5 protein-coding genes are annotated in these 5,571 nt (G+C 70.1%); 2 read left to right on the top strand and 3 right to left on the bottom strand.

The genetic code is table 11. From position 1 onward, the window contains the following. The coding region (locus P1P75_RS39220) for a phosphotransferase (RefSeq protein WP_319264384.1) at window positions 1-553 on the top strand (553 nt) is incomplete at its 5' end. Window positions 554-650: 97 nt separating this feature from the next. Here the strand turns inward: P1P75_RS39220 and P1P75_RS39215 are convergent. Further along, window positions 651-2,249, bottom strand: coding sequence for a protein kinase (locus P1P75_RS39215; protein WP_319264383.1), 1,599 nt, complete (start codon window positions 2,247-2,249; stop codon window positions 651-653). Window positions 2,250-2,595: 346 nt separating this feature from the next. Here P1P75_RS39215 and P1P75_RS39210 point away from each other — a divergent pair, with 346 nt between their 5' ends. Then, complete coding sequence (locus P1P75_RS39210; RefSeq protein WP_319264387.1) at window positions 2,596-4,221, top strand: protein kinase; 1,626 nt, start codon at window positions 2,596-2,598, stop codon at window positions 4,219-4,221. Between the two features lie 24 nt (window positions 4,222-4,245). Here P1P75_RS39210 and P1P75_RS39205 read toward each other — a convergent pair whose 3' ends face one another. Together P1P75_RS39205 and P1P75_RS39200 are read right to left on the bottom strand one after the other, a co-directional pair. Further along, entirely contained in the window at window positions 4,246-4,674 is a 429-nt protein-coding gene (locus P1P75_RS39205; protein WP_319264381.1) for a hypothetical protein, read from the bottom strand. Window positions 4,675-4,820: 146 nt separating this feature from the next. Further along, on the bottom strand, window positions 4,821-5,369 hold the full coding sequence (locus P1P75_RS39200) for a bacterial proteasome activator family protein (protein ID WP_319264386.1): 549 nt from the start codon (window positions 5,367-5,369) through the stop codon (window positions 4,821-4,823). Window positions 5,370-5,571: the final 202 nt, after the last annotated feature.

Here is a 5,571-nt window from a genome sequence, read left to right as displayed (position 1 = left end):
CGCCGACACCTTCACCCTGATCGACGACCTCCTCGCGCGCGTGCGCAGGCACCGCCCCGCCGACTCCTTCGACGAGCTGGCCCGCCACCGCCTCCTTGAGCGCCGCACGCTGCTGGAACGCCATGCCGACCGGCGGCCCCCGCACAGCGGCCCGGTCGGCTGGGTGCACGGCGACTTCCACCCCTTCAACGTGCTCTACCGCGGAGACGCCCCCGCCGCCATCGTCGACTGGGACCGGCTCGGCGTGCAGCCCCGCGCCGAGGAGGCCGTACGCGCCGCCGCGATCTTCTTCGTCCGGCCCGACGGCACCCTCGACCTGCCGAAGGCGCGGGCCTACGCGCGCGCGTACCGGCCCGCCGCCGGGGCCACGCCCTCCGAACTGGCGGCGGCCGTGCACCGGGTCTGGTGGGAGCGCCTGAACGACTTCTGGATGCTGCGCTGGCACTACGAGCGCGGCGACACCCGCGCCGACCCCCAGTTCCCGGCCGCCTCCGCCCTCGCGGTGTGGTGGACCCGGGAGTACGACGCGGTGTGCGACGCGTTCACGGACTGAGGCCGCGGGTCACTGAAGAAGCCCTCTAAAACGACTACGCGCGCGTGAAGCCCCGTCAACAGGGTTCACGCGCGCGTGCGCTGCGCCGTGCGGTCGGTCAGCCGTCGTCGCCGACGCTGCCGGTGACTCCGGTGATGGTGCCGCCGCCCTCCGACGTCCCACCATCGCCGGTGCCGCCGTCAGCGGTGCCGGGGTCGCTCGACCCCGAACCGCTCGGCTCCTCCGTCACGGGGTCGCTCGTCACGGGGTCCGACGGCTCGTCCGACGGCTGGCTGCTGTAGCTCGGAGACGGTGAGTAGGACGGCGTGTAGGACGGCGTCCAGTTGGAGCCCGAGTTCGAACCGGTGCTGCCCTCGGAGGTGTCCTCCGTCGACTCGTCGCTCGGCGACTCGCTCGGCGACTCGCTCGCCTTGTCGTCGGAGGCGGACGGGGTGGCGCTCGGCGACGTGGTGGTCCCGCTCTCGCCGCCGCCCGCCTCCCGGTTGTTCAGCGCGAGCGCCACGCCCGCGGCGATGGCGATCACCGCGAGGACGGCGAGGATCCACAGCTTGCCGCGGCCGCTGCCCCGGTTGCCGCGGCCCTCGAAGCCGCCGTCGTCACCGTTGCCGTAGCCCCTGGGCAGGATGGTCTGCGGGATCTGCGAGGTGTGGGAACCGTCGGTGCCTTGCGGCAGCGTGGTGGTGCTCGCGAAACCCGCCGCGGCGGCACCCGCGCCGGTGCCCGCCCCGACCGGGCCGGTGTTCCAGGTGCCGGTGTGGGCGCCCTGCTCGTACAGCATCTGGAGCCCGTACTGGATGAGGCCGCGCATCTCCTCCGCGGTCTGGAACCGGTCGTCGGGGTCCTTGGCGAGAGAACGCATGACGAGGCCGTCGAGTTCCGGCGGGCACACGCCCTCCGAGGTCTGCGACGGCGGCACCGGGATGTCCTGCACGTGCTGGTAGACCACCGACAGCGGGGTCTCACCGGTGAACGGCGGCCGCAGCGAAAGCAGTTCGTACAGCAGGCAGCCCGTGGCGTACAGGTCGGAGCGGTGGTCGACGGCCTTGCCGAGCGCCTGCTCCGGGGAGAGGTACTGCGGGGTGCCCATGACCATGCCGGTCTGCGTCATCGTCGTCGACGCCCCGTGCAGGGCGCGCGCGATGCCGAAGTCCATCACCTTCACCGCGCCGTTGTCCGTGATGATCACGTTCGCCGGCTTGATGTCACGGTGCACGATGCCGTGCTGGTGCGAGTAGGCGAGCGCCTCCAGCACCCCGGAGACGATGATCAGCGCCTGCTCGGGGCCCGGCGCCTCGGCGTTGAGGAGCAGGTCGCGGATCGTCCGCCCCTCGACGAGTTCCATCACGATGTACGGCACGCTCTGGCTGCCGACGACATCCTCGCCGGAGTCGTACACGGCGACGATCGCGTGGTGGTTGAGGCCGGCGACCGACTGGGCCTCGCGCGTGAAGCGGGCCTTGGACACCGGGTCCTCGGCGAGGTCGGCCCGCAGCAGCTTGACCGCGACGGTCCGGCCGAGACGCACGTCCTCGGCGGCGAACACCTCCGCCATGCCGCCCCGCCCGAGTCTGCCGGTCAGCCGGTAACGGCCGTCTCCGACAAGTCCGCCGTTACCCCACATCTCCGGCGCATCTGACATACCGCCGCCAGTCGCCTCGGGGTCGGACGGGCCCTGAGCGCGCTGCTGCTGTGCCATCAGTCCTCGCCGTCGTTTCTGCCCGCGGTGCGCGCGGTGTTGTTACGGTCTCCGTCGGCCACGCTACAGCCTCAGCGCAAGCCGCCGGTCCGGGATCAGCCCGGGTGGTCGGTGGGAGACGGATCGGCCATCAAACCCGTATTCCGCGCCGGCGTGCAAATTCTGTGTACCGGCCGTACGGCACCTGTAACGCTTGCGCGACTCTTCTTTCGCGTACGGTCACGGAACGGGCACCGAGCTTGACGTGTCAGTGCCCTGGGGCAGACTTGGCCGGGAATAGCACTTTCGATCAATGGCAAGCCACGGCGAGCGGCAGAAGCCGGTGGCCCGACGGGGGACGCAGAAGATGAGCCAGGACGGCGCGCAGGGCCGGTACGCGGGGCGGGCGCTCGCCGGCGGCCGCTATCAGCTGCGCGACTTGCTCGGCGAGGGCGGTATGGCCTCGGTGCACCTCGCCTACGACTCGGTGCTCGACCGGCAGGTCGCGGTCAAGACGCTCCACACCGAACTGGGCCGCGAGCAGGCCTTCCGCGAGCGGTTCCGCCGCGAGGCCCAGGCCGTGGCCAAGCTCACCCACACCAACATCGTCTCGGTCTTCGACACCGGCGAGGACGATGTCGACGGTCTGACCACCCCGTACATCGTCATGGAGTACATCGAGGGCCGCCCACTGGGCTCGGTGCTCGACGAGGACGTACGGCGGCAGGGCGCGATGCCCGCCGACAAGGCGCTCAAGATCACCGCGGATGTGCTGGCCGCCCTGGAGATCAGCCACGAGATGGGCCTGGTCCACCGCGACATCAAGCCCGGCAACGTGATGATGACCAAGCGCAGCGTCGTCAAGGTGATGGACTTCGGCATCGCACGCGCCATGCAGTCCGGCGTCACCTCGATGACACAGACCGGCATGGTCGTCGGCACCCCGCAGTACCTCTCGCCCGAGCAGGCCCTCGGCCGCGCCGTCGACGCGCGCTCCGACCTCTACTCGGTCGGCATCATGCTGTTCCAACTGGTCACCGGGCGGCTGCCGTTCGACGCCGACTCTCCGCTGGCGATCGCGTACGCGCATGTGCAGGAGGAGCCGGTGGCTCCCTCCTCCATCAACCGCGCGCTGCCGCCGGCCGTCGACGCGCTCGTCGCCCGCGCGCTGAAGAAGAACCCGAACGAGCGCTTCCCCAACGCCGTCGCCATGCGCGACGAGTGCCTGCGCGTCGCGACCTCCTTCCAGCCGGCCCCGCCGAGCATCGTGGCGGGCACCCCCTCGCAGAGCGGCTCCGGCGTCGGCTCCGCCGTGTTCCCCCCGGTCGGCCAGAACTCCCAGGCCCCCGTCGGCAACGTCCAGACGCCGTACCAGCCGGCCCCGACGCCCAACCCGTACGGCACTCCCTCGACGCCCGCCCCGTCGTACGGCTATCCGCAGCAGGGCTATCAGACGCCCGCTCCGGCGTACGGCCACCAGCAGGGGCCGAACACCTCGCCCGCGTACAGCATGAGCCCGCAGGCGGCGGGAGCCCCGGGCGGTGGCCGCAAGAACAGCACGGGAGCGCTCGTCGGGTCGGCGATCGTGGCCCTCGCGACCATCGGCGCCCTGATCGGGACCCTCGCGGCCAACGGCAGTGACGACGACAAGGGCAGCGACCCCCACACCCCCACCGCGTCACCGTCGCCGGTCGCCGGTTACCGGGGCCCGGACACGTCGAGGACGATCGACGCCTCCGAGTGCACCGAGCCGCAGGAGGCGTACAACGACCCGGACAAGGTCCGGCTGCCCGACTTCAGGTACAAGCACATCGACTCGGTCAAGGCGTGCTTCCAGGCTGCGGGCTGGCGGATCGACGTCGAGGAGAAGGACGACAACACCTGGGGCGACGGAGCCGTCCTCGCCCAGTTCCCCGCCGCGGGCACCGATGTGGACCCGAAGAACATGGACCCCATCGAACTGCAGGTCTCGACGGGCAATCCCCCGCAGTGACCGGGTAAGGGGAACGGGCCGCCGTCAGCTGTAGGGGTTGTCCTTCTTGGTGGAGGTGCAGATCTTCAGCAGGTCGTTGCCCTCGAACAGGCCGACGTCGATGCGCACCGCCGCGATGCCCTTCGCATCCGTCGCGTACGTGTCCCAGACCTGGTCGCTGCCGTTGCCGCCGTAGTTGCGGTGCCAGGACCACGCGACGAGGTTGCCGTCGTTCTGGACGGTGGACAGGCGAACGGCCGCGTGGTGGCCGTCGGCCGCGTTGTCGACGGCTCGCAGCCTCAGCGGGTCGATGCGGGTCTTGCTGACGAAGAAGCCCGTGTAGGCACCGTAGGCGCCGGTGACACCACAACTGCCCGTCACCATCGAATCGGCTGCCGCCGGGGAGGCCATGGCCGGGATCGCCAGGCAGGCCAGGGCGCCCGCGGTGACAAGCACCGAGCGTCGCATCTTCATGTGGGTCTCCTCCTTGATGATGGAAAACCCCGAAAGAATAGAAGTGCCAGCGCTCTTGACGATCACTCAGCAAGCTGATGTGACGGGTATCACCGCCATACGTGAAGGGGCCGCCGGATACCCGGCGGCCCCTTCACGTACGCGGCTTACAGGTAGGGCCCGCCCGTACGCCCGCCCGCCCGCGGGTCGTCATCGCCCTCATGGCCGCCGGCTCCCGGCGGCAGCGCGCGGCGCATCTGCTCCAACTGGGCCCGCGCGGCCATCTGCTGGGCGAACAGCGTGGTCTGGATTCCGTGGAACAGGCCTTCCAGCCAGCCCACCAACTGGGCTTGTGCGATCCGAAGTTCGGCGTCGCTCGGGGTCGAATCCTCGTTGAACGGCAGGGAGAGCCGCTCCAGCTCCTCGACCAGCTCCGGCGCCAGGCCGTCCTCCAGCTCCTTCACCGAGCTGGCGTGGATCTCCTTGAGCCGGACGCGGCTGGCCTCGTCGAGAGGAGCCGCACGTACTTCCTCGAGCAACTGCTTGATCATGCTTCCGATCCGCATGACCTTCGCCGGCTGCTCGACCTGCTCGGTCACGGGGGTCTCGCGGGAGTCGTCGTCCGCGTCGATGCCGCCGAGTGCCATGCCGTCCTGGCCCACGACCAGGATCTTCTGGGCGTTCTCCGGCGACCGTTCGTTCCTCGGCATCTCCATGCCGTCATTCTCTCTCACCCGTACACCTCATCACCGTGGCACCCCCCGTGAAGGCCGTTCCCCCGCTTTCCGTTCGGCGTAGTCCGGAATGCGATGCCCATCCCGGCATGTGAGGCTTGTGCCCTCATTTTATGACGACGGAACACCGGGAGGGGGTCACGGACGTGACTCCAAGGCGGCGGGGGCTGTGCGGGGTAAAAAA

It is taken from the genome of Streptomyces sp. ID05-39B (genome assembly GCF_033794725.1).
Taxonomy (GTDB): domain Bacteria; phylum Actinomycetota; class Actinomycetes; order Streptomycetales; family Streptomycetaceae; genus Streptomyces; species Streptomyces bobili.
Note: the sequence above shows the minus strand (reverse complement) of the source record. Positions and strands in the feature narration are given on the sequence as shown.

Excerpts from the sequence above, each read along its gene's own strand:
- P1P75_RS39215 (WP_319264383.1), bottom strand. The coding sequence starts at position 2,249 with ATGGCACAGCAGCAGCGCGCTCAGGGCCCGTCCGACCCCGAGGCGACT.
- P1P75_RS39210 (WP_319264387.1), top strand. The coding sequence starts at position 2,596 with ATGAGCCAGGACGGCGCGCAGGGCCGGTACGCGGGGCGGGCGCTCGCC.
- P1P75_RS39205 (WP_319264381.1), bottom strand. The coding sequence starts at position 4,674 with ATGAAGATGCGACGCTCGGTGCTTGTCACCGCGGGCGCCCTGGCCTGC.
- P1P75_RS39200 (WP_319264386.1), bottom strand. The coding sequence starts at position 5,369 with ATGGAGATGCCGAGGAACGAACGGTCGCCGGAGAACGCCCAGAAGATC.